General features: G+C 57.7%; 20 protein-coding genes and 1 riboswitch. Of the genes, 15 read left to right on the top strand and 5 right to left on the bottom strand.

The window, feature by feature from the left end; translation table 11 throughout:
• Positions 1 to 172: 172 nt before the first annotated feature.
• The gene (locus tag O4G22_RS04545) at positions 173 to 1729 is read left to right on the top strand and encodes a beta-N-acetylhexosaminidase (RefSeq protein ID WP_306702276.1); all 1557 of its coding nucleotides are present in this window, start codon (positions 173 to 175) and stop codon (positions 1727 to 1729) included.
• A 90-nt stretch (positions 1730 to 1819) separates the two neighbouring features.
• Positions 1820 to 2947 carry a M42 family metallopeptidase gene (locus O4G22_RS04540; protein WP_290488152.1) on the top strand — a complete coding sequence of 376 codons (1128 nt, stop codon included), beginning with the start codon at positions 1820 to 1822 and terminating at the stop codon, positions 2945 to 2947.
• A gap of 226 nt (positions 2948 to 3173) precedes the next feature.
• On the opposite strand, the gene O4G22_RS04535 is transcribed toward O4G22_RS04540, so the two are convergent.
• Positions 3174 to 3677 carry a hypothetical protein gene (locus O4G22_RS04535; RefSeq protein ID WP_306713951.1) on the bottom strand — a complete coding sequence of 168 codons (504 nt, stop codon included), beginning with the start codon at positions 3675 to 3677 and terminating at the stop codon, positions 3174 to 3176.
• Between the two features lie 201 nt (positions 3678 to 3878).
• Here O4G22_RS04535 and O4G22_RS04530 point away from each other — a divergent pair, with 201 nt between their 5' ends.
• The 9 genes from O4G22_RS04530 (at position 3879) to O4G22_RS04490 (ending at position 15701) form a co-directional block, all read left to right on the top strand.
• Positions 3879 to 4427 carry a rubrerythrin family protein gene (locus O4G22_RS04530; protein ID WP_290488150.1) on the top strand — a complete coding sequence of 183 codons (549 nt, stop codon included), beginning with the start codon at positions 3879 to 3881 and terminating at the stop codon, positions 4425 to 4427.
• 224 nt (positions 4428 to 4651) lie between these two features.
• Positions 4652 to 6376 carry a phosphoethanolamine transferase gene (locus O4G22_RS04525; protein ID WP_306702274.1) on the top strand — a complete coding sequence of 575 codons (1725 nt, stop codon included), beginning with the start codon at positions 4652 to 4654 and terminating at the stop codon, positions 6374 to 6376.
• A 339-nt stretch (positions 6377 to 6715) separates the two neighbouring features.
• Positions 6716 to 6900: riboswitch (cobalamin riboswitch) on the top strand.
• A gap of 155 nt (positions 6901 to 7055) precedes the next feature.
• Positions 7056 to 9152, top strand: coding sequence for a ribonucleoside triphosphate reductase (locus O4G22_RS04520; protein ID WP_297668501.1), 2097 nt, complete (start codon positions 7056 to 7058; stop codon positions 9150 to 9152).
• Positions 9153 to 9207: 55 nt separating this feature from the next.
• Positions 9208 to 9402 carry an anaerobic ribonucleoside-triphosphate reductase gene (gene nrdD, locus O4G22_RS04515; RefSeq protein ID WP_012419909.1) on the top strand — a complete coding sequence of 65 codons (195 nt, stop codon included), beginning with the start codon at positions 9208 to 9210 and terminating at the stop codon, positions 9400 to 9402.
• 26 nt (positions 9403 to 9428) lie between these two features.
• Entirely contained in the window at positions 9429 to 10181 is a 753-nt protein-coding gene (locus O4G22_RS04510; protein ID WP_306702273.1) for an anaerobic ribonucleoside-triphosphate reductase activating protein, read from the top strand.
• A 77-nt stretch (positions 10182 to 10258) separates the two neighbouring features.
• Complete coding sequence (locus tag O4G22_RS04505) at positions 10259 to 11998, top strand: SLC13 family permease (protein ID WP_297668499.1); 1740 nt, start codon at positions 10259 to 10261, stop codon at positions 11996 to 11998.
• 67 nt (positions 11999 to 12065) lie between these two features.
• Positions 12066 to 13508 (top strand): ATP-binding protein, encoded by a 1443-nt coding sequence (locus O4G22_RS04500; RefSeq protein ID WP_297405457.1) that lies wholly within the window; start codon positions 12066 to 12068, stop codon positions 13506 to 13508.
• Positions 13495 to 13974 (top strand): response regulator, encoded by a 480-nt coding sequence (locus O4G22_RS04495; RefSeq protein ID WP_094136538.1) that lies wholly within the window; start codon positions 13495 to 13497, stop codon positions 13972 to 13974. The genes O4G22_RS04500 and O4G22_RS04495 overlap by 14 nt, the downstream gene beginning before the upstream one ends.
• Positions 13975 to 14087: 113 nt before the next feature.
• Positions 14088 to 15701: an aspartate:alanine exchanger family transporter gene (locus O4G22_RS04490; protein WP_290488147.1), complete on the top strand. Its 1614-nt coding sequence runs from the start codon at positions 14088 to 14090 to the stop codon at positions 15699 to 15701.
• Positions 15702 to 16024: 323 nt separating this feature from the next.
• On the opposite strand, the gene O4G22_RS04485 is transcribed toward O4G22_RS04490, so the two are convergent.
• Together O4G22_RS04485 and O4G22_RS04480 are read right to left on the bottom strand one after the other, a co-directional pair.
• Positions 16025 to 18175 (bottom strand): alpha-galactosidase, encoded by a 2151-nt coding sequence (locus tag O4G22_RS04485; RefSeq protein WP_306702272.1) that lies wholly within the window; start codon positions 18173 to 18175, stop codon positions 16025 to 16027.
• A 129-nt stretch (positions 18176 to 18304) separates the two neighbouring features.
• Positions 18305 to 18577 carry an HU family DNA-binding protein gene (locus O4G22_RS04480; RefSeq protein WP_306702271.1) on the bottom strand — a complete coding sequence of 91 codons (273 nt, stop codon included), beginning with the start codon at positions 18575 to 18577 and terminating at the stop codon, positions 18305 to 18307.
• Positions 18578 to 18731: 154 nt separating this feature from the next.
• Here O4G22_RS04480 and O4G22_RS04475 point away from each other — a divergent pair, with 154 nt between their 5' ends.
• Complete coding sequence (locus O4G22_RS04475; RefSeq protein ID WP_306702270.1) at positions 18732 to 20201, top strand: hypothetical protein; 1470 nt, start codon at positions 18732 to 18734, stop codon at positions 20199 to 20201.
• Between the two features lie 169 nt (positions 20202 to 20370).
• Here O4G22_RS04475 and O4G22_RS04470 read toward each other — a convergent pair whose 3' ends face one another.
• Entirely contained in the window at positions 20371 to 20943 is a 573-nt protein-coding gene (locus tag O4G22_RS04470; protein WP_290488143.1) for a thioredoxin family protein, read from the bottom strand.
• A 144-nt stretch (positions 20944 to 21087) separates the two neighbouring features.
• Here O4G22_RS04470 and O4G22_RS04465 point away from each other — a divergent pair, with 144 nt between their 5' ends.
• Genes O4G22_RS04465 through miaB form a run of 3 tightly spaced genes read left to right on the top strand, consistent with a single transcriptional unit; the run spans position 21088 to position 24035 of the window.
• Complete coding sequence (locus O4G22_RS04465) at positions 21088 to 21411, top strand: hypothetical protein (protein ID WP_094136547.1); 324 nt, start codon at positions 21088 to 21090, stop codon at positions 21409 to 21411.
• A gap of 15 nt (positions 21412 to 21426) precedes the next feature.
• Positions 21427 to 22650 carry a class I SAM-dependent RNA methyltransferase gene (locus O4G22_RS04460; protein ID WP_306702269.1) on the top strand — a complete coding sequence of 408 codons (1224 nt, stop codon included), beginning with the start codon at positions 21427 to 21429 and terminating at the stop codon, positions 22648 to 22650.
• Between the two features lie 8 nt (positions 22651 to 22658).
• The gene (gene miaB / locus O4G22_RS04455; protein ID WP_306702268.1) at positions 22659 to 24035 is read left to right on the top strand and encodes a tRNA (N6-isopentenyl adenosine(37)-C2)-methylthiotransferase MiaB; all 1377 of its coding nucleotides are present in this window, start codon (positions 22659 to 22661) and stop codon (positions 24033 to 24035) included.
• Here miaB and O4G22_RS04450 read toward each other — a convergent pair.
• The gene (locus O4G22_RS04450) at positions 23998 to 26007 is read right to left on the bottom strand and encodes a ComEC/Rec2 family competence protein (protein WP_306702267.1); all 2010 of its coding nucleotides are present in this window, start codon (positions 26005 to 26007) and stop codon (positions 23998 to 24000) included. The genes miaB and O4G22_RS04450 overlap by 38 nt on opposite strands.
• Positions 26008 to 26078: the final 71 nt, after the last annotated feature.

Genomic DNA, 26078 nt, shown 5'->3' with positions numbered 1-26078 from the left:
TATGCCGGTTTTCTCTGCATTTGCAAAAATAACCCCGAAACGGAATTTTTCCGGAAAATGCCGCGTATTTACGTACGCTATGATTTCCAAGTGTATTTTTCCTGCCACGGTTGTCAGCCTGTTTTCTGTTTGCTGGGGCGCCCCGTCCGCTCCGGTTCTCGAAACGCCCCATATGATTCCCCGGCCCGCCGCCCTGCGCACCCAAACCGGAGAAAGCGGCTTTTCCCTGAAAAACGGCGTCAGGCTCCCGGAAGAAAATCCGCTTTCCAGGCAGGCGGAACGGATTTTCCGCGATAATGGAATCAATACGGTGCTGGTTAAAAACAAAGCGGACATCATCTTTACGGAAGACGCGTCCCTGGGCAGGGAAGGCTACCGCCTTGCCGTAACGCCGGATTCCATCTCCATTGCTTCCGGTTCCGTGAATGGCGCTTTGTATGCCCTTCAATCCCTTGTGCAAAGCGTCGCTGCCGACAGGAATGGAGATCCGACCCTGCCCAGGCTGGACGTGGAGGACCGGCCCCGCTTCTCATGGCGCGGCCTGATGATGGACAGCTGCCGCCACATGATGCCCGTGCGGGACATCAAAAAGATTCTGGATTTGATGGAAAGGTACAAATTCAACACCCTGCACTGGCACCTGACGGACGACCAGGGATGGAGGCTCCCGGTCTCCAAGTACCCCAGGCTGACCACCGTGGGAGGCGCCCGGGCGCAGTCCCCCGTCATCGGCAGCCGCAACAAGGCGGACGGCGCGCCCTACTCCGGCCATTACACTCCGGAAGAAATCCGGGAAGTGGTGCGGTACGCCAAAGACCGCGGCATTACCGTCATTCCGGAGGTGGAAATGCCGGGCCACGCCTCCGCCGCCATTGCCGCGTATCCGGAACTGGGCAACACGGACATTCCGGGCTATGCGCCCAAGGTGCAGGAAACCTGGGGCGTGCATCCCTACACCTTCGCTCCCACGGAAAAAACCTTCCGTTTTCTGGAAGACGTCATTGACGAAGTGTGCGCCCTGTTCCCGGACAGCCCCTATATCCACATCGGCGGGGATGAAGCCCCCAAGGACCAGTGGAAGCAGTCCCCCGCGGCGCAGCAGGTCATGAGGGACAACGGCCTGGCCAACGAGCACGAACTCCAGAGCTACTTCATCCGCCGCGTGGAAAAAATGATCAACAGCCGCGGAAAAAGGCTCATCGGCTGGGATGAAATCCAGGAAGGAGGCCTCTCCCCCACCGCCACCATGATGGTCTGGCGCAGCTGGATGCCGAACAGCGCGCGGCACGCTCTGGAACAGGGCAACGACGTGGTGATGACGCCCAACAGCCACTTGTACTTTGACTATGACCAGGGGCCCGGCAAACCCTCAGCGCCGGAGTATGAAACCATCAATAACGACAACCTGACCTGGCAGCGCGTTTACGGGCTGGACCCCGTCCCGCAGGGAACGCTCCGGGAACGGGAAAAACAGGTGCTGGGCTGCCAGGCGAACATCTGGACGGAATACATCCCTAACCTGCCGAAATGGGAATACCACGTCTTCCCCCGCGCCCTGGCGCTTGCGGAAGTAGCCTGGACCCCCAAGGATCAGAAAAACGAGAAGGACTTCCGCAAGCGCCTCGACCGCCAGCTTCCTTTTCTGGACGCCCATAACGTCAACTACAAAAGGCCGGATAACGGAGCCCCCGCACGGCCGGATGCCGTCATTACCCGGGAATGCCGTTAAGCGCGGCGGACGGGCTCCTGCGGCGTCTCCTTCCGAAGGCCGCATTATGGGCTAGCCAACCTTCATGAAAACCATTACATTGACGGCATTATGAATTTGGAACTGCTTCGTCAGGTTTGCGTGACTCCGGGCGCTCCGGGGTTTGAAGACAAAATCCGCGATTTCATCATTCAGGAAGTGGCCCCGCTGGTGGACGCCGTGCGCGTGGACAACATGGGCAGCGTGATTGCCATCGTGGAAGGCAAGAACACGGAAAAGACCATGATGGCCGCCGCCCACATGGATGAAATCGGGTTCATGGTCCGCCACATTGACGACAAAGGGTTTATCAAATTCCTGCCTCTGGGCGGCTTTGACGCCAAGACGCTGACGGCCCAGCGCGTCATCGTCCACGGCAAAAAAGACCTCATCGGCGTCATGGGCGTGAAACCCATCCACGTCATGTCCCCGGCGGAACGCACCAAGCTGCCGGAAGTGACCGATTTCTTCATTGACCTGGGCATGAGCAAGGAGGAAGTGGAAAAATACGTTTCCGTGGGCGACTCCGTTACCCGCGAACGGGATTTGGTGGAAATGGGGGATTGCGTGAACGTCAAATCCCTGGACAACCGCGCCGGGTGCTACGTGCTGATTGAAGCCCTCCGCGCCATCAAAGCTTCCAAGAAAAAGCCTTCCTGCAACTTCGTGGCCGCCTTTACCGTTCAGGAAGAAGTGGGCCTGAGGGGCGCGCAGGCCGGCACGCTGGACATCCAGCCGGACTTCTCCATTGCCCTGGACGTCACCATCGCCTGCGACATTCCCGGAACTCCGGCGCACGACCAGGTTTCCCACCTGGGCGCAGGCGCCGCCATCAAGCTGTATGACGGTTCCGTCATTGCGGACCGCCGCATGGTCAAGTTCATGAAGGCCATGGCAGACGCCCACAAAATTAAATGGCAGACGGAAATGCTGCCGGCGGGAGGCACGGACGCCGGCGCCATGCAGAAATTCGTTCCGGGCGGCTCCATTGCCGGGGCTATTTCCGTACCCACCCGCAATGTGCACCAGGTTATTGAAATGGCTCACAAGGACGATCTGGACGCTTCCGTAGCGCTCCTGACCGCCTGTGCCATGAACGTGGACAAATGGGACTGGTCCTGGAACTCCGTCAACGAATGCCCGGCGGAAAAACCTGCCAAAGCCACCAAAGCCGCCGCCAAGAAGAAAAAGGCCAAATAACAAATCTGGCCATTAATCCATCATCTCCCGGCAGGCCGCCCCGGAAACGGAGGCGGCCTGCCTGTTTCCAACCGCCTTCAGGTGTTCCGGGCATAATCCTCCATTCAGCCAGTCATACCGCAGACGCCTGAGTCATACCTTCCGTGGCCTTTTCAGCCGGCCCTGCCATAAAAAAATCCTCCGGCATCCTGCAATGCCGGAGGAGAAACAATCCTGAAAAAGAAAGTTACTTGGCCGCGGGGGCAGACGCTTCCTTCTGAGCGGGAGCGGGGGCCGGAACTGCTTCCACTTCCACCTCTTCCTCCACTTCCACATCTTCTTCCGGACCGGCGGCGCCGGTCTGCTTCATGGCGTCCTTCAGAGCCTGGCTTCCGTAAAAGTCGGCCTGCTGCAAACGCTGCATGTCGGTCATCATGCCCATGAAAATGGGCAGAAGCTCGGCCTGGCGCGCCTGCATGGCGGCATCCATTTCAGCCTGGACCTTCTGGGCGCTTTTGGAAAGGGCTTCTCCCTTTTCATTAATCTTCGCCATCTTTTCCGCAGCCGCGTCTGCAGTAGCCTTGTCCTTCACCGTGCTGAGCGTGGCGGACATTTCCTTCATCAACGCCAGCATCTGATCGGCGGCTTCCTTCGCTTCCTTGGAAACTTCAGCAGCCGGCGCAGCGGGCGCGGCAGGGGTTTCAGCGGCCGGCGCGGGCGCCGGAGCCGGGGCATCCTGGGCGAAAGCCATACCTGCAAATGCCAGGGCACATGCCGAACTAATTGTTACAATGCTCTTCATAACGTTTCTGTTGTACAGGCTCGCCATGCATGCGTCAATGAATCATTGTGTAACGGCTTCCCGTGATGCCGCAGAAAGATTTGCATTTTTTCCTCCCACGAAGGATTTTTTCAGTTGCATCTTTTTAGAATTATTATAAATTCAATTCCGATGACTAAAACCATAGAAAACCTGAAAGCTGCCATTACGGGCGAAAGCACCGCCTCCGCCACTTACGCGGCCTATGCCGCCAAAGCCGCCCAGGAAGGGCAGCCCCTTATTCAGAAATTGTTTGAAGCCGCCTCCAAGGCGGAATCCGTCCACGCCGCCAACCACAACAAGGTTCTGGAAAAGCTGGGGGCAACCATGGAACCCATCGATATCCAGATCCATGTAGGGACCACCGCGGAAAACCTGAAAGCCGCCATTGCCGGGGAAACCCATGAATTCGAGAGCATGTATCCGGAATTCATCGCTGTGGCGGAAGAGGAAGGGCAGAAAGCCGCCGTCCGCTCCTTCACGTGGGCCACGGAAGCGGAAAAAGAACATGCCGATTTTTATTCCGTCGCCCTGAAAGCCCTGGAAAGCGGAGACACCAGTTCCCTGCCCAGGCAATACTGGATATGCCTGGTTTGCGGAGATACCTTCAGATCTCTGGAAGGCGTGGACGCGTGCCCCCTCTGCGGCGCCAAGGCTGAAAAATTCCTTGTCATCGGATAAACTCCGTTTGAATGCCGGAGGCCATCCACGGCACCTGAAAACCGCCCGGAATATTCCGGGCGGTTTTCTGTTTTTCCAGAGCAGTCCATGAAAGAAAACTTCTCTTTTCTACGGAGGCGGGCCACTCCGGGAAAAGCTTCTCCCATATTCTGCTTGCGATTCATTTTGAAACCCTTATAATATCTCCCCGCTTTAAGCAGGAAGAATTTTATCCCTTCTTTGCGATGATCCCTCCCCATGCATCCGCCGGTTCCGCAGAACGGTATCCGTCCACATACGGCCTGTTGACCGTTATCTGCCAGGCTCTGCGCTCCGCGTTCATTCCCCGCCGCATGCGATGCCTCTGGGCGGCCGGACTTGCGGCGGCTCTGGCGGCTAATCCCTATGTGCTCAACGACGGCCAGAGCCTGTTGATGAGCTGCCTGGGCATCGCCTGCTCCGCGTCCCTGCTCTGCGGCACCATTCTTTTCTGCCTGAAATACCGCTTCACCGCCTATGTCCTTCTTCCGGTCATTATCCTGTTTAATGCGGGCCTGTACATGATGCAGATGCGGTACGGATTGACCCTGAACCTTTCCGTGCTTTCCAGCATGGCGGAGACCAATTTCCGGGAAGCCTGCGCTTTCTGTACCCCCGCATCCATTGCAGGGACACTGCTTCTGACCGGGTTTATCTACCTGGCCATCTACTGGAGCCGCCGTTCCCTGCGCCAAAAAGCCACATGGGGCGCACTGACATGCATTTGGAGCCTGTACGGGGCCCTTCTGCTGCTGAGCATTCCGGCAGCCTCCTACAGCTCGGAACCCCTTTATCTTTATTATACGTCCGACAAAGCAAAAGGCTGGCCTCTCGTGGATTTCACAATGACGTGCAAACTGGCGGACGAATACATCACCCAGGATGCGGAACGCTTCAACACATTGCGGAATCTGCCGTCCAGCGCGGAACCCCTTTCCCGCTGCGAAGCCCCGGATGACCTGGCCGTGGTTTTCCACATGGGGGAAAGCGTCCGGGCGGACCATCTTCCCCTGAACGGGTACCACCGGAATACGATGCCCCGGCTTTCCAGAGAGTCCAACGTCGTCTCCTTCCCCCACGCCACCTCCTTCGGCATTGTGACCAGAATTTCAGCTATCGGCATGTTTACGGACGCGGAACTGCGCCGCCGCGCCCCCGGTCACTCATCCTTCATTGACCTGTTCAACAAACACGGGTTCCATACTGTCCGCATCATGGATTTGAGCGGAGATTCCATTCATGACTATTCCCTGGGCATCCTGACACGGAGCTGCCGCGAACGGGAACAGACGCCGCCCCAGCACCAGACGCCCGGAATGATGCAGGAACGCACCTCCCTGGTCATGGAGAAATCCCTGAAACGCCACGGCCGCGACAGGCAGCTCTACATCATTTACAATAACGGAAGCCATATGGCGTTCAGCTACCCCGCACAGGCGGAACGTTTTACCCCGGCATCCTGCAATATGGACGACCCCAAGGCCCATCTGGAAGAAACCGTCAATGCTTATGATAATTCCATCGTGGACCTGGATGCCTCCATTCACCGCATGATTGCACTGTTGAAGAACAGGCCCGCCATTTATTTTTACTGTTCCGACCACGGCGTAGCGCTGGGCGAGGAAGGAAAAATGTTCCAGGGCCATATTCTGCCGCCCGTTTACCGGCCTGCCATGTTCATCTGGTATTCGGACGCTTTCGCCTCACGCTATCCGGACATGGTTCGCGCCCTGAAAGCCAACCGGCTGAAAGCCGTCTCCCACGACCACATCTTCCATACCCTTCTTTCCCTGGCTTCCATCCGGTCGGAAATCGTCAGAAACGAGCTGAACCTGGCTTCTCCGGACGCGCGGGAAACTCCGGCCCCCCTCCAGCCGGAAACGCTGGCGGAATGGCTGCCCGTTCCCGCGCCGCCGCAACCGCATCCGTAAAAAAGGAGGCCGCCACGCGAGAAACAACAGGAGGCGGAGGCTTCCACCGTACCCGGACTTGCAATGAAGAGCCGAGGCACTCCCGCACACGGCGCGCCTCCGCTTCCCAGCCGGCAGCGGACCGAATGGGAGAAGCCTCGTCCCAAACCGCCCCGCATACCACTCAAAAGATTCTCCGTTCACGGCTTTCCCGCTCTCCCCGGACCAGAAAAGGAATGCCGGGGCATCTATGGTGCCATGACGGAAAAGAAAGCTGTGTTATCAATCATTTTTCTGCCTTCATATGCTATATATAGTATGTAAATAATTATTTAACACATTATTTATACATTTTTCTTGCGGGATGTCTCTTTCTGTGGTTCATTGCGTTCCAGCGCAGGTAACGGAAGACGGTGAAAATCCGTCGCGGACGCGCCGCTGTAACCGGTAGACGATGGACCGGACACTGGCTGCCCAGGCAGCCGGGAAGTCCCCATCACATGTCGCACCGGAAGCCAGAAGACGACCTGATGCTGCCGTATCCCCATCCCGCGGACAGGATGAACATACGCACAGGTCTCCAGCATGCCCCCTTTCCGGGGATACGCGCATGCAGCCGGCCCCTGCCTATGGTTTTTCCAGGCTTTTGCCCAGGCTCGCGGATGAGCGGTCACCACCCTTTCCAAGCGAGACATCCACCATGGCAACAAGCATCATCAAACGTTCCGGGAAAAAGGAACAATACCAGGGCTATAAGATTGAAGAGGCCATTAGAAAAGCCTTCCACAGCTCCGGGACCGCCTACAACCGTTCCATCTATGAAGAGGTGGAAGCCAAGCTGAGCCATCAGGACAGCGCGCATGTGGAAGAGATTCAGGACATGATTGAACGCGCCCTGTTCCGCTCCGGATATTTTGACACGGCCAAGGCCTTCATCACCTACCGTTTCCTGCACAAGATGCAGCGCGAACAGCTTGGCGGCCTTTATTCCGGCAATACCTACGTGGACTGCAAGCAGACGGTAGAGGAATATATCGGCCAAAGCGACTGGCGCATTGCCGCCAACTCCAATACCACGTATTCCAATGCGGGGCTCATCAACAACACGGCGGGCAAAGTGATCGCCAACTATTGGCTGGACCAGGTTTACTCCGCACGGGAAGGAGCCGCGCACCGGGAAGGGGATTACCACATCCATGACCTGGATTGCCTGACTGGATACTGCGCCGGATGGAGCCTCCGCAACCTGCTCAATGAAGGATTCAACGGCGTGCGCAGCCGCGTGAACAGCAGGCCGCCCCGCCACTTCCGGGAAGCCCTGGGCCAGATGGCGAACTTTCTGGGCATTCTGCAAAGCGAATGGGCCGGCGCCCAGGCCTTCAGCTCCTTTGACACCTTCCTGGCGCCCTACGTTTTCAAGGACCAGACAGACTTTCCCCGCATCAAGAAAGACATCCGCAGTTTCGTCTATAACCTGAACGTGCCCTCACGCTGGGGACAGTCTCCCTTTACCAACGTCACGATTGACTGGACTGTGCCGCGCGACCTGCGGGACCAGGCCCCCTTCAGCGGAGGGGAACACCTCTTTGAAGGAATAGAAGACGCGAACCTGCTCGCCCTGGCGAGGGAACGCGGCGCCAACAAGCTGACGGAGCTGACCTACAAGCATTTCCAAAAGGAAATGAACCTGATCAACAAGGCCTTTTACGAAGTTCTCACGGAAGGGGACAGCACCGGACAGCCCTTTACCTTCCCCATCCCCACCGTCAACATCACGGAAGACTTTGACTGGGAAGGGGAAAATGTGCCTCTCCTGTTTGAAAACGCCGCCAAAATCGGTTCCTCCTACTTCCAGAACTTCATCGGCAGCCAGTACACCGTCAATGAACACGGGGAACGCGTGCCTGACGAACGGGCCTACAAGCCGGATGCCGTGCGTTCCATGTGCTGCCGCCTCCAGCTGGACCTGCGGGAACTGCTTAAACGCGGCGGCGGCCTTTTCGGCTCCGCGGAAATGACCGGCTCCATCGGCGTGGTGACCATCAACCTGGCCCGGCTGGGCTACCTGTTCAAACAAAACCGGGAGGCCCTGTTCGCCAGGCTGGGAGAACTGCTGGACCTGGCCAAATCCTGCCTGGAAAAGAAAAGGGCCTTCGTTCAGGAAATGTATGACCGCGGCCTGTATCCCTACACCAAACGCTACCTGCCCACCTTCCGCAACCATTTCTCCACCATTGGCGTCAACGGCATGAACGAGCTGCTGCGCAATTTCTCCAACGACACGATGGACATCACCTCTGAAGAAGGCAGGGTCTTTGCTGAAGAGATTCTGGAATTCATCCGCTTGCGCATGCAGGAATACCAGGAAGAAACCGGCAACCTGTACAACCTGGAAGCCACGCCCGCGGAAGGCACCACGCACCGCTTCGCCCGCGAAGACCAGAAACGCTATCCCGACATCATCCAGGCCGGCCCCGTGGGGCAGCGTTATTACACGAACAGTTCCCAGCTTCCCGTGGATCACACGAGCGACCTGTTCCGGGCGCTCCAGCTTCAGGATGAACTTCAATGCTGCTACACGGGAGGAACCGTCTTCCACATGTACATGAACGAAGCCATCAGCTCCCCGGAAGCCTGCCGGGACATTGTCCGCAAAGTGCTGACCCGTTTCCGCATGCCGTACCTCACCGTCACCCCCCTCTTCTCCGTTTGCGAGAAGCACGGCTACCTGCGCGGGGAGCACGAATACTGCCCCTTCTGCGATGAGGAGCTGCTTCATATCCACAGGCATGAATAAAAATCCTCTTTCCCAATAGACGCCCGACTTTCAAAACCCAACCATCAATACGACAATGACCAAACAGGAAATATTAAGCAAGTACGCACAGGACCGGACCCGCTGCACCGTTTACACGCGCGTCATGGGCTATCACCGCCCTGTGGAAACTTTCAATGCCGGCAAACAGGGCGAGTTCCATGACCGCGTCCACTTCGTGGAACCGGGCCGCCCCTGCTCCTGTTCCGCCCAAACGGAACAGCCGCGATAATTCTCCCAACAACATATGCGAAGTCGATGGGAACGGGTCGGGGCATAGCAGACATCACGCCGCTCACCTTGCTGGATTTTCCAAATAAGGTGGCTTGCATCTTCTGGCTGAGAGGCTGTAATTTGTTTTGTCAGTACTGTTACAACGTCTCTCTGGTCAGGGGAACGGATTCTCCCGCCGGAGACCGGACGGACTACCTTGATTTTCTCAGAGATCGGGTGGGATTTCTGGACGGAGTAGTCCTGTCCGGCGGCGAGTGCACGCTGTGTCCCGACCTTATCCCTATCTGCCGCAATATACGGCAGCTTGGCTTCGCAGTCAAAATAGACACTAACGGCACCCGGCCCGGCGTGGTGAAAACGCTGGTGGAAGAAGGGCTTTGCGACTATATTGCACTGGATTACAAAGCGCCGGAAAAACTGTTCGGCTCCATTACCGGGCGTCCGGACTTATTTCCCTTCTTCACTCAAACGCTGGATTATCTGATCAACAGAAATTTCCCGTTTGAGGTGCGGACAACAATCCACTCCGGCCTTCTCGGGGAAAAGGAAATCAACCAGATCAGCGGGGATCTGACGTCGCGCGGCTATAAAGGGACCTACTACCTCCAGAACTTTTTTAATACAGAGGAAACGCTCGGCCAAATCGGCGCTCCTGAACGGATGATTGACTTATCCCTGCTAAATACGCACATCCCCATAGGGTTGCGCAACTTCCCCATCACGGAGAAAACGCCCGGCTCCAACTCCGGAAAACAGCAGCCGCCCCCTCTGACATAATTTTTTCAAATAAAAGTTTCTATTTGTAAAATCGGGAGTACCCTTCCGCCCGCCAACCATATCACCAACTATTATTCATGAGTGAAACCCAAAACAAGCTGCTCAAGGCAGCTATCAGCCTGGCCGCCGCAGGAGTCGTCTTCTTCCTGCCTTTCGCTTCATGGGGAATCCAATTAAGCCCTATTGAAATCCGCGTTATCGCCATGTTCGTCATGGCGGCGCTTTTCTGGATTCTGGAACCCATCCCTATCTGGACCACCTCCGTGATGGTCATTACCCTGTCCCTGCTGTGCGTCTCCAACGGCTCTCTCTCATTCCTGATGCCGGAGCGTTATGACAAGGCGGCGGTATCCTCCATTCTGGATGACGCCATAGGCAAAGGGATCAATCCGGAGATAGTCGGCAAACTGAAGGAAAATGTTGAAACCCGGCTCAATAAGAAAACCAAGCTGGACGCGGAAGAAGTGAGGATGACCCTGGGGTTTCAGCTCATGGACGCTTATGAAAAAATAGATCTGAACGCGCAGGAACTGTCCCGTGAAGGAAAAACGGAAGAAGCCGCCAGGCAGGAATCCATAGCCGCCCAGCTCAAGACCGCAGCCGGACGCCTGTACAGCAAGGAAATAACCTCACGCATCCAGGGGCTGCAATTTGTCAACACCATGCAGCAAAAATCCACAATGGCCACCTTTGCGGATCCCATCATCATGCTTTTCCTGGGCGGCTTTTTCCTGGCTGCGGCCGCGACCAAATACAGGCTGGACATGAACCTGGCCAAAGTACTTTTGAAACCCTTCGGAACCAATCCCAAATTTGTGCTTCTGGGGCTGATGTCCGTAACGGCCCTTTTCTCCATGTTTATGAGCAACACGGCTACCGCCGCCATGATGCTCGCCATCCTGACGCCGGTGCTGTCCCTGTTTACTCCGGAAGACAAAGGCCGCGCCGCCTTTGCCCTGGCCATCCCCATCGCCGCCAACCTCGGCGGCATCGGAACGCCTATCGGCACGCCCCCCAACGCAATCGCGCTGAAGGCGCTGCAGGGTATGGGGCTGGACGTTTCCTTCGGCAAATGGCTCATGTTCGGCATTCCTTTCGTCATCGTCATGATTCTGATTGCGTGGCTTCTCCTGCTGTGGCTGTTCCCCATCTCCCAAAAGAAACTGGAACTGCAGGTGGGTGGTAAATTCCTGAGAACCCCCAAGGCCATTATCGTTTACGTTACCTTTGCCGTTACCGTTCTGCTGTGGGTAACGGGCAAGGGAGTGCACGGGCTGGACTCCAATACCATCGCCATGATTCCCATCGCCGTCTTTGCCATTACGGAAACCATCACCAGGGAAGACTTGAAGAAAATGGGCTGGGACGTGCTCTGGCTGGTAGCCGGCGGCTTTGCCCTGGGGCTGGCCCTGCAAGACACCGGACTGGCAAAAAACCTAATCGGCTCCATTCCCTTTGCCGAATGGTCCCCCTTCCCGCTCATGGTGGGCACGGGAATCATCTGCCTGTTCATGGCCACCTTCATGAGCCATACGGCTACGGCCTCCCTGCTCATTCCGATTATCGCGGTCGTCGGCGTCAACATGGGCGACAATCTGGCCCCTATGGGCGGCGTTACCGCCCTGCTGGTATCCGTGGCGTTCGCCTCCTCCCTGGGCATGAGCCTTCCCATCAGCACTCCCCCCAACGCCCTGGCCTATGCCACCGGCCTGGTCAGTTCCAAGGGGATGGCCGTTTCCGGCGTCATTCTGGGCATCCTGGGCATGATTTTGACCTATGTCATGATGATGATTCTTGCCCAATGCCATGCTTTTTAAATAAGATAATGTTCCACGCCGGGGCCACATGCCCCGGCATGGTCAACATCAACGGGAAAAGCGCCATATGATCATTGAACAGGAGGAATTCCAGAAAAAATTAAAACGCATCAATCTGGCGTATTTTTCCGATCCGGACCGCATTATTGCCATCAGCAAGGGAAACAGCGTCGTCCGCCAGGGGGAACAGAACAAAAGGCTTTACCTGATTTTATCCGGCAGCGTGGTCTCCTACCGCCACGTCGTTAAAGAAGACCCGGAAACAGCTTCCACGTCCCATAAAATCTATAAGGCGTTCCGGGCAGGCCCCGGAGACTATTTGGGAGTGCAAAGTTTCTTCTCCGGATGGTTCCGCAGCTCCTCCGATCTCATTGCGGAAACTGATTTGGAACTGGCCTATATCGACACCGCCACCCCCGCCGTGGACGAGGAACGCTACGGAACGCTTCTGGAACAGTTTGTTCCCGCCATTGTCCATGAACTGGCGGCGCGCAATACCCGCGTCTTTGACCGCACTGCGGAAAAGGAAGAAGCGCTGCGGATGCTCCACCGTTCTGAAATGGCCGCCACCCTGGGGCAGTTATCCGCCGGAATAGCCCATGAGCTCAACAATTCCCTGGGAGTTCTGTCCCGTAAAACGGACTTTGTTCTGGAATCTCTGGACAACATGTTCCGCCAGGAAAACGCCTTCCGGTACACCCTGTACAATAAAGGGTTGGAAGGGTCTTCCTCCGCGTCCACTTCCGAACAGCGCAGGCTGGCGCGCCAGTTTGAAAAAAATTACGGGCTTTCCCAGGACGTGGCCAAGGCCCTGGCCCTGATTCCGGACATACAGAATCAGCCGGAACTGCTGGACAAGCCATTCCTCAGCCAGCTGGAACAAAACCTCCCTTATTGGGAATTGGGACACGACCTGCATGACATGAAACTGGCTGTCCGGCACGCTACAGCCATTGTCCGCTCCGTTCGCCTGCTGGGGGGAGGCAACACCAGGCGGGAAGAAGGAGTGAACGTGACGGATTCCCTTACGGAAGCTGTTGCGCTGGTCAAGTCCAGTCTGCGCGGCGTTGATTTTGAAATGGTCCTGCCTCCCAGAGACTCCGTGCCCGGTATCTTCGCGGATATGACGGAGCTCGTTCAAATTTGGATCAACCTGCTTCAGAACGCCTGCGACGCGCTGAAAATAGAAAATACCCCCAACCCTTCCATCCATGTAGAATGCCGGGTGGAAAAAATCAGCAGCAAGGACCAGACATCCCATACCACCCGCGAAATTCTGGTCTCCGTCACGGACAACGGCCCCGGCGTTCCAAAGGACCTGCATGAAAAAATTTTCCGTCCCAACTTCACTACCAAAAAGAAAGGGCTTTCCTTCGGCCTGGGGCTGGGGCTCACCATCGTCCGGCGCATTGTGGACAGCTACGGCGGCCGCATCCGCCTGGAGAGCGTTCCGGGCCATACCGTTTTTACGATAATCATACCAACCATCAACAATTATGGAAAAAATTAACATCATTTGCGTGGACGACCAGCCGGAAGTCCTGGACAGCGTTTTGCGCGACCTTCGTCCGCTGAATTCCTGCTTCCGCCTGGAAGGGGTGGAATCCGCATCCGAATGCCGCGAACTGTTGGAAGAATTCGATCAGGATGGAGAACTGACGGGACTGATTATCTCCGACCACGTCATGCCGGGAGGTTCAGGAGTAGAATTGCTTGGAGGCATCGCCAAAGACGACCGTTTTGCCGGGACGCGCAAAATCCTGCTGACTGGCCAGGCCACCCACGCGGACACCATCCAGGCCGTCAATGACGCGCACATTGACAACTATCTGGAAAAGCCCTGGGATCCCGCCGTTCTCCTTACGACCGCCCGCAAACTGCTGACCAGGTTTATCATGGACAAGGGCATCGACCATACGCCCTATATGTCCTGCCTGGACCAGGCCACTCTGCTGGATTACCTGCGGAGAAATTGAAGGGCCGGAAGAAATACGCCGCCCATCCGCTTTTTCAAAGCACGCATCCCCATCCGCGCAGGGCATTCCCCTGCCCTGCGCCAAGGAAGGGAACAAAACCGCTAACCGCCTTCATGTTTGATATTCTGCTCCAACATAACACCCTGGTTCTCTTTGGAATCATCTTTTTTGGCATCGCTCTCGGCAGCATTAAAATATACGGACTGAACCTGGGTCTTTCCGGCGTTCTTTTCGTGGCGCTGGCCGCCGGCCACTACCGCCTGGCCATTCCCGACGGCGTAGGGCAGCTGGGCCTGGCTCTCTTTGTATACTGCGTGGGCCTCAGCGCGGGCAACCGCTTCTTCTCCGCCATTGCCAAGCAGGGCAGCAAGCTGGCCATCATGTCTGCGGTGATTGTGGGAGTATCAGCTTTATTCACCTGCCTCTTCGGCATCTGGTTCAACATTCCCGCGGGAATATCTTCCGGCATCTTTGCCGGCGCATGCACCAGCACCCCGGCGCTGGCGGCCGCCACGGAAAGCCTGCCGGGAGCCTCCGGCAGCGGCGTCAGCATCGGTTACGGCATCGCCTATCCGTTCGGAGTGGTGGGCGTAGTCCTTTTCGTCCAGCTTCTGCCGCGCCTGCTGCATTTTGACCTCAACAAGGAGGCCAAAGCCATGCATTCCAGACAGGAGGTCAGCATCATTTCCCGCCTTGTCCGCGTCACACAGCCCAACCTGATAGGCCAGAACATTGCGGACTGCAAGCTGCTGGACGGCCTGCACTGCATGGTCACCCGCGTGGTTCGCAACGACAGGCTGATGCCCCTGACGCCGGAAGACACGTTCCGGGAAGGAACGGAAGTCCTCATTGTGGGCAACAGCGACACCATGCGCCACGACATCGCCTTCCTGGGGGAGGTATGCGACAATCCCTACCCCATGGACTCCCAGAAGGAGCGCCGCAAACTGATTCTGACAAACAAGAACTATGCCGGGCACAAGCTCCGCGACCTGAAAACCCTGCGTACGGACGGCGTCATTATCTCCCGCATTTCCCGCCTGGGCTTCACCTTCGTCCCCACGGGGGAAACCACGTTGGAACGCAACGACGTGCTGACTGTGGTCGGTTCCCCGGAAAACCTTACCAAATACGGGGACAAAATCGGCCACCGCAGCCAGGACATGAACCAGACGGACCTGCTCTCCCTGGGCTTCGGCCTCTCCCTGGGCATCATTCTGGGCCTGGTCAACTTCAGCCTCGGCAACGGCGCGGGCATTTCCCTGGGCATTGCGGGAGGCCCTCTCATCGTCGCTCTGCTGCTCGGCCACTTCGGACGTCTGGGCCCCATCGTCGGCTACATCCCTCGTCCCACCCGCCTTCTTTTGCAGGATTTGGGGCTGGTTTTCTTCCTGGCTGACGCCGGCATCAAGGGCGGAGCGGATCTGGTGGATACGGTAGCCACCCACGGCGCCGCCGTCTTCATCATGGGCGTCATCGTCACCTGCTCCGGTATGTTCGCCGGCTACTTCGTGGGCATGAAGGTCTTCAAGATGAACATTCTGGAATGCCTGGGCGGCATCTGCGGCGGCATGACCTCCACCCCGGCCCTGGGAGCCATTGCCAGCAAGACGGACTCCCAGGCCCCCGTAGTCAGCTACGCTACCGCCTATCCTGTGGCCCTTATCCTGATGACTATCGTCGCCAAGGTCATCATCCAGACCATCGGCGGCGTGGTGGGCATCTAGACCCGTCAGCAAATCCACAGAGACTTAATAAAGAATAAGGGCGGCAATCATTCTCTTTATTGCCGCCCTTATGTTAAAGTTTTCCTTGAACGCAACTGCCCAAATACTTGCTTCAGCTGAAAAATCGGAAAGGAATTGCGCATTCCGTCACGGGCGTTCCGTTTACTATCATCTACCCATTATGGGAAAGCGGCATCAGAATGACAAATCGGCCGCGTAACTCACAACATTAATAAAGCGGTTATGAAACCCGAGCCAGACGCCGGTTCTCGCCATGGGAAAAAGAACATGAGGCTGCAGATGGGAGGTCTGCGGCTTTTTGATCATGAAGCCGGCGTATCAGGATTCATTTCCGCCACCTCCAGGCAGACGGACTGGAAGGCCTTTTTCCAGCGGATACGGATGCCGGCGTCCATCAGAAAATCGCCGCCCAGCACCTGTTCGTGAACGTTCGTGAGAGAGCCGTCCTCATTCATGTTGATTTCCCGCACCAGATATCTGACGGCAGGAATCAGGCCTTTCAGGCGCAGGGGCGGCGGGGAATCCGCCAGCCATTTGTCCATCAGCCAGGCGAAAACAACCGCCCGTTTTCCGCATACATACATCAGGGAGGCCACCCGGCTTTCATACGGGGACGATAGGCGGTACAAGTCCCCGAACTGGACTACGGGACGGATGCGCTTGTATTCCGCCAGAGCACGTTTGGCAAAGGCCATGTCCTCCTCCGTCATGTCGCACGGCTGGAGTTCAAAGCCAAGCCGTCCGGACATGGCCACGTCAAACCGGAATTTGAGCGGCGTGGAGCGGCCCGTCTGGTGGTTGGGGGAGGCTGTCACATGGGCGGCCATGGAAAGAGCCGGGAACAGGTGGCCTATGCCCCACTGCATGAACACGCGTTCATAAGCGTCCGTATTGTCGGACGTCCAGAATTCATGATGCCTCCGCATGGTTCCATAGTCGGCGCGGCCTCCGCCGGAAGAACAGGCCTGGAATGTCACATCCGGGAATTCCGCCGCCAGCGTATCAAGAACGTGTTCATAGCCCCGCACATAGTCAATGGGCAGATTCCCCTGGCGGCAGGCGTCCAGCCAGGGGGAGCCGGGATCGGAAATTTTGCGGTTGCAATCCCATTTAACGTAGGAAATGCCCGGATGTTCTCCAAGCAGCTTCCGCATGGCGTCAAGAATGTACCTGCATACATGAGGATTGCTCAAATCCAGCAAATACTGGCTGCGTTCCTGTCTGTTTTCCCGGTTTGGGAGACCGATGACCCACTCCGGATGATCCTGATAAAGTTCCGAATGAGGGTTCACCATTTCCGGCTCCACCCAGATGCCGAAGCGTATCCCCAGTTCTTCCGCATGGCGGATAAGGCCTTCCAGCCCATGGGGCAATTTAGCGCGGTTCACCTGCCAGTCCCCCAATCCCGCGCGGGCGTCATTGCGGGGGAACCGGTTGCCGAACCAGCCGTCATCCAGCACAAAAAGCTCTATGCCCAAGTCAGCCGCACGTTTCATCATGCCGTGCAGCACTTTTTCCGTGAAGGTAAAATACACCCCCTCCCAGGAATTCAGCAAGGTTGGCCTCTCTGTTCCTCCGCCGCGCAAGCCATAGCGGCGCGCCCAGCGGTGAATGCGCCGGGAGGCCTCTCCCTTGCCGTCTTTACTGTGCGCCAGAATGAGGGGCGGCGTTTCAAACACGCCGCCGCCGTTCAGCAGATAGGACGCGGGAGCCACATCCAGCCCCGCCCCGGCAAAAAGGTAATGATACGGGCTGTGCCGGAACCATATCCGGTAATTGCCGGGCCATGCCAGCGCCCCCAGAATCACTTCCCCGGAATCCTCCTGCGCCGGACCGTCCAGAGAAATGATAAATCCGGGGCTTCCCTCCTGGGCGGTGCGGGTGCCGGTTCCGGATACCAGGGCAAGTTCATGCCCCCGGGCCACTTCTTCCTCACTCATCAGGGACTCGCCGCCCCAGGTGCCGCGGAAGCTGGTGACGAAGTACCGTTCTGCGCGCAGCCCCAGCTGTGCGGACGCAACGCGGTGCAGGCGGATGCCTTCTTTCCCTTCGTTCCGAACAACCGCCCACTGCAAAAAGGTGTCCGATTCCCTGTGGGAGCGCACGTGAACTTCCACCCGAACAGGGTAGGAAGGGTCCTCCCCGTAAAAGACGGCTTCTTCCCGGTCGTCATCCAGTTCCAGCACTTCCCAACCCTGGCATTCCAGGCTCAGGGAAAGGGCCCCGTCCGCCTGGGTCACGCAAATGCAGTACTCGCCGGACGCATTGGGAAGCCCTGTTACGGAATCCGCCAAGGAGGAATACAGGAGAGGAGCATCCGCGGCGTTTTCCAGGGCATCCTCCGGCTGATGCAGCCTCGGGCCGTAATAGGCGCGGCGCACACGGCCCTGTTCATCTTTGCACAGGGTCATCTGGGAGGAACGGGTCAGCAGATGAACGGAATCCGGAATCATGATCGGCAAACACGGAAGGGGGCAGTTACTTATTCAGGCAGGCAAAAACGCTCCTGCCTTATCCACATTAAGGGCCTCCGCGGACGGGGAAGTCAATGGCAAAATGACAGGAGCTGCCGAACGGCTTCCCTACTCTTTCCAAAGAAGGGAAGAGGGACGGAATTTCATGGTTTTCGATTCATGCACCAGCAGCCTGCCGCCGTTTTCCGGATGGCGTACGATGCGGGCACAGCGGCGCTTGACGCGGAAAGTGCCAAAACCCCGGAATTTCACCAGCGACCGCCTCCGGACCGACCGCGCAATCGTATCCAACACCGCGTTCAACGCGTGTTCCGCCTGCCGGGAAGTAACGTCCTTCCCCAGCTCACGCTGGAGCTCCCTGATAAATTGTGTTTTATTCATAGGCCGCCCAGCATGACCTGCCCCGTTTCTCCGGTAAAGAGGCAACGGCGCGCGCTCATTCCTGCCACTATACCCGTACAAACGCCCCCTTCCATTCCGGTCTGCGAGTTTCCTCCTTGCCCCCGCGGACCGGCCCCATTAAGGTTCCGGGGAGATGCCTCCCCCAGCCGCTGATGCCCCGTGCCCGGAACAAGCGTTCAACGCAACTGCGCTGAAATGGCACACCTGCGCCTGGCTTCTGCTGCCTGTCCTGGTGTTCCTGGCCGGGTGGATGCACTGGTACGCCGCTCTCCCTCTCACGCTCCTGACGGCGGCGGGACTGGCGCCCCGAAAACGCAAGGAACCGCAGAAAAAGAATTCCCTTCCCGCCTTCCCCCTGTTCACCCGCTCTTCATTTTTCGTCCTGGCGGCGTTTGCCGCCCTGATGATATTTTCCGGCTGGGGGGAGTGGGTCAACCAGCACCCTGACCATATCGTCAGAAATGCCTGTCTGCGTGAATTGGTCGCCAGCCCGTGGCCCGTCATCTTTCCGGACGGGAACGTGCTGATTTACAACACGGGGTTCTGGCTGGTCCCAGCCCTGGCGGGAAAACTGGCGGGGCTGGACGCCGCGCGCGTGCTTGTCGTTCTATGGGGAACCTGGGGCCTGTTCCTTTCCTGGCTGTGGCTCTGCGTTTTCTCCGGACGCCGCTCCCTGCTGCTCGCCCTGCTGATGGCGGCATTCGGCTCTCTGCTGAATTTCCAGTGCTGGCTGGGGCTGGATCTGTTTCGTCTGCATTACTTCGGCACGGCGGAACAAATCATGTGCAGCGCAAACGCATCCATTCCTGTTCTGCTTTTTTTTATCTTCCTGGCTTCAGGACGCATGCCCCTATACTGGATGCCTCTTCTGTTCGCAGCCACGGCCTTTTATTCCCCCCTCGCGGCCCTTGGAGGGCTGCCCCTGGCGGCCTGCCAGTGGCGCCGCCAATGGAAAGGCGTCCTCCCTCTCCGGGATGTCCTGCTCCACCCCTCCTTTTCAGCCGCCGTTCTGCTGGGAGCGTGTTTTCTTCTTTATTATGGGGCGGTAAACGCGCCATCCTCCCACATGGGCATGCGGCCTTTTTATACGCGTCCGGGGGATTTCCTGCTTATGGCGACCTCATTCCTGCTGTATGCTCTGTTCTGCTGGCGGGATTTCCGCAAGAATCCCCTCTTCATCTGTACGCTGGCAACCGGCCTGATTCTGCCTTTCTTTTACGTGAACGGAGACGTCAATGACCTGCTTTGCAAAGGAAGCGTTCCGGTCATGGCCTGCCTGCTTGCCTTTCTGGCTTCCTCCTGGACGCGGCATCCCGGTCTCCGCGTCTGGATATGGCTTCTGCTGGCGTTTGGAATGGGGCCCCGGTTCAACATTCCCTATTATTGCTGTTCTTCCAGCGCCCTCCAGGCGGTTCTGGCGCCTCCGGCTTCGGAAACAGAGCCTTCTTCCTTCGCCAGCCGGGAATGGAAACAGCTTTTCTATGCGCCCCAGGCGCGCCGTCAGGATGAATGGGGCCGCACTATGCACCACCCCGGACACCGGTGGTATCCCTACTATTCCGGCACTCCCCAGCCGTGGCTGCGCTGCATTTACCGTTTTTAACGGAACCTGCCCCGGAAAAGGATTTCGTACAACACCTTCTGCCAAAAAGACTGGAGAAAAGCCGGACGGATTTTTTAGCTTCCTATAAAACAAAAGAACTTTTAAAGTCGTTCTTCTTCATACCGGCTGGGTCATGGACAACCGGGAATCCCCCCATATATTCCGTTTCCTATTTGGCCTTGCGGGAAAACTCCTTCCAGGCTTCTTCAATAATTCCGGCAAGAGGTTTCCCATACTTGTCCACTTCACTTTTGGTGAACAGGCTCTTGATCAATTCTCCGGAAACAGGGTCAATGATAAACACGGCGGGAGGGCCAAGAACCACATACGGCGCACGGGGGGAATCCGCACATCCCACGATTTTTGCGGCTTCTTCCGGAACCATTTTGAAATTAAATGTCCCCGGGGAATTTCCCGGCACCTGTTTGGTGTCCACCAGCCAAAATATAAATTTCTTCCCGGCGGCATTTTTGAAATTCGCTGTTTTGATGTATTCCCGGGTAAAAATATTGCAATGAGAGCACCATGAAGAACCGGTCAGGTAAATCACCAGCGGCAACTTTTTCTTAATAGCTCCATTGCGGAGTTTATCAAAAATGGGGCTGCCCGATTTATTGACTTCAGGTATCCTGTTTTTATTGGCAAAACCGAAGATTGGAGGACGCTGTTGAGCTACGCCGGCCTGGGGGGCGAACAGTCCTAAAACCGCTGCGGAACAACATAAAAAAAGGAAAGACCTCATACGTGTTCCTACTATAAATACTATCCGGGGATAGTCAAACAGCAAGCGTTCTCCGGGTTCCAGGAAAAAAGAAATGCCCCTTACATGAACCATAGCAGGGCTATTCACTTGCCAAGTCCGAATGAAGCTGTAAGAATCCGCGCCATGAGAAAGCTCCTGATCCGCTCCTGTCTGATTGCCGGGCTGGCCTGGACCTCTTCCTGCACCTCCAACAAGGAAACGGCGCCTCAGGACCCCGCCCCAGTTCCAGCCGTTCAGCCGGAACAAACCGCCCCGGCGGACCATCCCGCTCCCTGGGCGCCCGCTCCGGCGCAACAGGACATTCTTCCAGAGGATGAGAATGAAGAGTCCGCTCCGGGGCCGGCTGTCTTGCCGGGCGATTTCCGTCCCGGACTGCGCACCCCCCGGCTGCCGGAAACCCTGTTGTATGATCTGGACGGCAAGCTGATTACCCCTTCCGCCCCATAATCTTTTCCCACCACCATGACTGCGACCATTCCCAAAGGCTTCCACCCCGAACCTTTTTCCTACCACCAGGAGCTTGAACTGGATATTGACGCCCTTTCCAATGCGGGAGACGGTATCGGCCGCGTGGACGGATGGGTGGTTTTCGTCCCCTTCGCCCTGCCGGGAGACCGTGTCAAAGCCCGCGTCTGGCGTAATGACAAAAACTATTCCTCCGCCGATCTGGTGGAAATAATTAACCCCAGCCCGGACCGCGTGGAACCGGAATGCCGCCTGTTCGGAACCTGCGGAGGATGCCAGTACCAGCATCTCTCCTATGACCGCCAGCTTCTCTGGAAAACCCGGCAGGTAGCGGATCTGCTCCGCTTGCAGGCAGGGCTGGAACTGCCCGTCAATCCGGCCATAGCTTCTCCCCGCCAATACTATTACCGCTCCAAGATTACGCCCCACTTTGACAAGCCGAAGGAAGGAGGCAAGCCGGCCATCGGTTTTCTGAAAGCAGGCTCCAGAAGGGATGTGGTGGACGTGCCGCAATGCCCGATTGCCATGGAGTGCATCAATGAAGCCCTGCCCCTGGCACGCAAAAGCGTTTACCAGGCCGCAGCCCGGTTCAAGCGGGGAGCCACCATCCTGCTCCGGGCCTCGGAAGGAACCGTCATCACCAATAACAACGCCGTGGCGTGCGAACGGGTGGGCAATTTGGAGTTTCATTTTCTGGCGGGGGACTTTTTTCAGAATAATCCTTTCATTCTTCCGCTTTTTACGGATTACGTGGCTCAACAGGCGAGTATGGACGGGGAGGAATTCCTGGTGGACGCTTACTGCGGTTCCGGCCTGTTCGCCCTGAGCCTGGCGAAGAAATTTAAAAAAGTGCTGGGCGTGGAAGTCAGTGAGACTTCTGCGGACTGGGCGCGCAGCAACGCGCGCAGCAACGGAATTGAACACGCGGAATTCCTGGCGGCGGACGCCGGGGCCATTTTTGCCCGGGTGGATTTCCCCGCGGAAAAAACCGCTGTGGTGATCGACCCGCCCCGGAAAGGGTGCAGCATGGAATTCCTGACCCAGTTGTTCGCCTTTGGCCCTGGAAAAGTCGTTTACGTTTCCTGCAACCCAGCCACCCAGATACGGGACCTGGCAGAATTCGACAAAGCCGAGTACGCCGTCACCGCCGTCCAGCCCTTTGACCTGTTCCCCCAGACCAAGCATCTGGAATGCGTGGTCACCCTGAAAAAAAATACCTGATTTTTTCCATGCCCAAGCTTTACATCAAAACTTACGGCTGCCAGATGAACGAACGGGACTCCGAGCAGGTGGCCCGCATGTTCGTGCAGAAGGGCTACACCATGACGGACCGCGAGGATGAGGCGGACGTCATCCTGTTCAATTCCTGTTCCATCCGGGAGCAGGCGGAACAAAAGGCGCTGGGGAAAATGGGGCTTCTGGCCAAGCAGCAGCGGCACCGTCCGCATGTAGTGTACGGCATGATGGGCTGCATGGCCCAAAGTAAAAAAGAGGAACTGTTCAAGGAACTGCCGCGGCTGGATCTCGTGGTCGGCACCCAGAAATACCACCGCGTGTTTGAACATGTGGACGGCATTCTGCGCGCGCGCCAGGAACGCCGCATGGATGAGTTGCAATCCGCCTTTTCCGGCACGCATGTGTGCGATGTGGCGGAAGAGGCGGACTCCCAGAACTGCATCCGGGACCACCTGAATCCCGGCGCGCGCTCCACGGCGTATGTCTCCATCATGCAGGGGTGCGAAATGAAGTGCGCCTACTGCATCGTTCCCTACACCCGCGGCGCAGAACGCAGCCGCCCCATCCGGGACGTGGTGGATGAGGTGAAGATGCTGGCGGACGCCGGCGTGAAGGAAGTCACGCTGCTGGGCCAGATCGTCAACCGGTACGGCAGGCAGATGGAAACGGCAGACGGCAAGGGCGGCTTCGTCCAGCTGCTGGAAGCCGTGCATGAAGTGGAAGGCATCCGGCGCATCCGCTTCGTCTCCCCGCATCCCATCGGTTTCCGGCAGGATCTGGTGCAGGCGTTCACCTATCTTCCCAAGTTGTGCAGCCATATTCATTTCCCGATGCAGAGCGGCAGCGACCGCATTCTGAAAATGATGCGCAGGCCGTACAGGAATGAAACCTATCTGGACCTTTGCTCCCGGATGAAACAGGCACGCCCGGATTTGTCCATCACCACGGATATCATCGTGGGCTTCCCGGGAGAAACGGAGGAGGATTACCTGCTGACCAGGCAGGCCGTAGAACAGGTCCAGTTTGACAACGCGTTCATTTTCCGCTATTCCCCGCGCCGCGGCACGCCCGCCGCCGTTATGGAGAATCAGATTCCGGAGGAAGTGAAGGAAGCGCGCAACCAGGACCTTCTGGCCGTAGTCAATGAAATAGCCATCCGGAAAAACCGGGATCTGGTAGGCACCGTGCAGGAAGTTCTTCTGGAAGGGCCGTCCAAAACGAATGCGGCGCGCCTCTCCGGCCGGACCTCCCAGAACAAGCCCGTCATGGTGGATGCCGCCCCTGACCTGGCGGGAGAACTCCTTCCCATCCGCATTGAGGAAAGCACGGGATTTACTCTGTACGGAGTTCCATGCCCCTCCAGGGGATGATTTGCACGCCCTTTTCCTCCATCCGCAGATAGAGGGTTCCGGTTTCCCGGAGACGGTACACGGCTGTTCCCTCCGGCACGGGGCATTCATGCTCCGTCGCGAAAATGACTGCGCGGGCGCCTGTGGCCCTGATCCACGCAGCGCTGTCCACCGGATCGCGCGGATGATGCCCGATGAGCAATACATCCGCCCGCGGTGTTTCCTCCGCGCGCGCCAGGGAGGAAAACCCGGCATTCCCTATCATCAGGAACCGCCGCCCGCGGCATTCCCATGACAACACCCGGCTCCGGTCCTGACGGATTCCCGTACGCAGCGGTACAGGAAAATCTTCCAGCACAAGTTCATTGCCCGGCCGTAACCTCCATTGCCGGACGGTACATTCCCCGAACTCCGCGCCCCAGTTTCGGATTCCGGGATATTCCTTCTCCAGTTCTTTCTCCCCAGCCCGTTCCGCCTTGCCATTTCCGCAGCACAGCATGCCGCAGGGCCGGATACTGCGCGCCTTCAGTACGGGAAGGAGGGTGTACCGCACCGCATCTTCCGTCCCGCTTCCCACAACCAATGCGGGATTGGAAATGACTGCGGACCAGGCGTCCTTCTGCAAGGGAACGATCACAGCTTCATTTTCCCCGGAAGGCGGTGCGGAAGAAAGATAACTGTACGGCAGGGAAGCCACTCCCCCGGCTACGGCCAGCATGGCGGACGCCAACCAGGAAGCGGCCGTATTGCAAACATGCAGCATCCACGGGCACCACGCGAACATCAGCCCGGACAGGGAAACGCCCATCAGGGGAAAGACAAGCACGCTCAGGCACAAATTAGTCAAAGGAGCATACAGGTTCCAGGTTCCGAAGTGCCATGCCGTCAGGGGAATGGAGGCCAGCCACGCCCCCACGGAGACAATCAGAACGCCGCGGCATGCTTTTTCCAGCCGCACCAGGAATCTTTCCCGCGCATGGTAAATCCGGGGAGGAATGAACGGGTCCGGCGACCACAGGGGCTTTTCCCGGCTGAGCCATCCCGCCAGGCAGGCAATGACGGCAAAAACGCAGAAAGAAAGCTGGAACCCCGGCTGGAAAACCTGGAGCGGATTCATCAAGCAGAGAAGGATGAAAGCGAGTGCCAGAATATTGGCCGGATGCCCCTTTCTGCGCAGCACGAACGCTAGAAGCCAGACTGACGCCATGATGAACGCCCGCAGGGCGGAAGCGGACATCCCGGTCACGAACACGTACGCCGCCAGCAACAGGATGCAGGACAGCCGGGCCGCACGGGGACGCACATGCAGGAGCCTCAGCATACCCAGAACCAGCATGGCGGCCACGCCCACATGCATACCGCTGACGGCGAATACATGCATGCAACCGCTTTCCAGAAACTTCGCCATCGTTTCCGGCCTCGCGTCCGTCTTGTCCCCAAGCACGGCGGAAACCATCACCTGCCGGGCCTCATCATCCGGAGGCGCGCCTTCCCTGAGCAGGGAGGCGGCCCTTTCCCGGAGCCACAGGGAAAAAGCCCGGAAACGGCTGCGCCAGTCTCCGGGGCCGTTCCGGCAGTACTCATCCAGCCGGATTCCGGCGATGATGCCGTGCAGGTAACCCCACCGCTCCCGGTCAAAGATGCCGGGACCGCACGGCGCCTGAAGCGGATACGCCTCTCCTTTAATCCGGTAATGTTCCCCTGCCTCCAGAGGGCAGGCCCCGTCACGGGAGGAAACCGCGTACAGCCACCGGGAACCATCCGGACGAAACAATACGGATTTTCCGGAAACAGCCTCAACGGAGCCTTCCATCACCATGGCTCTCCCCGCTTCCACGGGAACGCCTGCGTATTCCCGTTCATACGCGAAAAGATAAATGGCGGCCCACATCGCCAGGGCAGCGGCAAGCAACCCCATGGAGGGCGCGTGTAAAAAACACGGCAGCGCCGCCAGACAGAAACATGGAAGCCAGAACCAAAGGGAAACACCCATGGCCGCGCAAGCGCACAGCAGGGATAAAGCCGGAATCAGCAAGGGAGCAGATGCCGTCATCCGCTCCGGCC

The organism is Akkermansia muciniphila (assembly GCF_030848305.1).
Lineage (GTDB): Bacteria > Verrucomicrobiota > Verrucomicrobiia > Verrucomicrobiales > Akkermansiaceae > Akkermansia > Akkermansia muciniphila_A.
This window is presented reverse-complemented; position numbering and strand designations above follow the sequence as displayed.